The sequence below is a fragment of the Streptomyces phaeochromogenes genome (genome assembly GCF_001418655.1).
GTDB classification, from domain to species: Bacteria; Actinomycetota; Actinomycetes; order Streptomycetales; family Streptomycetaceae; genus Streptomyces; species Streptomyces phaeochromogenes.
Genome location: NZ_LIQZ01000618.1, coordinates 260 through 1,740, shown reverse-complemented (window position 1 = coordinate 1,740; position 1,481 = coordinate 260). Strand labels below are relative to the sequence as shown.

The window sequence follows — 1,481 nt, the reverse complement described above, 5'->3', positions numbered from 1 at the left end:
GCCGGGGCCGGAGCCGGAGCCAGGAACGGGGCGGGGCCGAGGCCAGAGTGGAGGCCGAAGCCGTGGCCCGGGGGCGAGGCTGTAGCCGGGACCGGGACCGGAGCGGGGCCAGGGGCGACACCGGGACCGTAGCCGGGGCCGGAGCCAGGAACGAGGCGGGGCCGAGGCCAGGGCCGAAGCCGTGTCCCGTGTCCATGTCGGTATCCGCGCCCGTGCCCGGCGTCACCCGGACGGGCCCGTCCGTTGGTGGGTGGGGCGGTGGCGTGGTGCCGTGGGTGGGTGCCCGGTGACCAGGTCCAGCCCACCCCGCGCATCCTGCTCACCCAGGCGGAGCTGGCGGCGATCGCAAACGCGGTGGACCGTGCCGAAGGGGTGGGGGAGCACGCGGAGCGGCTGCTGGCGGAGCTGACCCTGGCCCGGCGGATCCTCGACGGCTGCCCGGCCGGTGTCGCCGTGCTGGACCGGAGCCTGCGCTACCTCTACATCAACGACGCGCTGGCCCTCCTCAACGGCGTCCCGGCCGCCGACCACATCGGCCGCCGGCTGCCGGACGTCCTGCCGGACCTGGAGTCGTCGGAGCAGCTCCTCGAACAGGTGCTGCGCACGGGGGTGCCGCAGATCGTCACGGTGGGCGGGCAGACCCCTGCCGACGGGACGGGCGACAACCGGTGGTGGCTGGGCGCCTACCACCGGCTGTCGACGTCGTCCGGCGAGGTCCTCGGGGTGGCGGGCGTCGTCCTGGAGGTCACCGACGCACTGCGCGGGCGCGAGCACCTCGTACAGGCGGGCAACCGGATGGCCCTGCTCGACGAGGCGAACCGCACCACCGGCGCGACACTCGACCTCCGCCGGGCCTGCCAGGCGCTCGCCGACCTGCTGGTCCCGCGCTTCGCGGACTACGCGGCGGTGGACGTGGTCGACCCGGAGGGCACGCCCCGGGTGCCGTCGGAGAACTACCCGCTGCGCCTGCGCCGTATCGCGCTGGCCACCACCCCGGACCTGGCGGAGGTGTCCTCCCCGCTCGGCCGTCTCGACGAGTTCGTGGTGCACCGGGCGGGCTCCCCGATGGCCCATGTCCTGGCCGACCGGCGCCCGCTGGTCCTCAGCCACCCCGACGACGAGGCGATGCGCCAGTTCTCGCCGTCGCCCGAACGCAAGGAGCACCTCCTGCGGATGGGCGCGCACTCGGGGATCTACCTCCCGCTCGCGGTCCACGAGGAGCTGGTGGGCGCGGTGATGGTGTTCCGCGCCGGCGACTCCCCCCGGCTGACGGACACGGACGCCGAGCTGCTGGGGGACCTCACCGACCGGGCCGCCACCGGCATCGCCCACGCGGTCCGCTACACGCGTGAACACGAGACGGCCCTGGAGATGCAGCGCGCCTTCCTGAACACGCCCACGGTGACGGGCCCCGGCGTCGAGACCCTGGGCCGCTACCTCCCGGCGGGCTCAGGAGCGGAGGTGGGCGGCGACTGGTTCGA

At 75.1% G+C, this 1,481-nt stretch carries 1 protein-coding gene; it reads left to right on the top strand.

The window, feature by feature from the left end; translation table 11 throughout:
• Positions 1-279 precede the first annotated feature (279 nt).
• The coding region (locus tag AOK17_RS46755) for a PAS domain-containing protein (RefSeq protein WP_169802020.1) at positions 280-1,481 on the top strand (1,202 nt) is incomplete at its 3' end.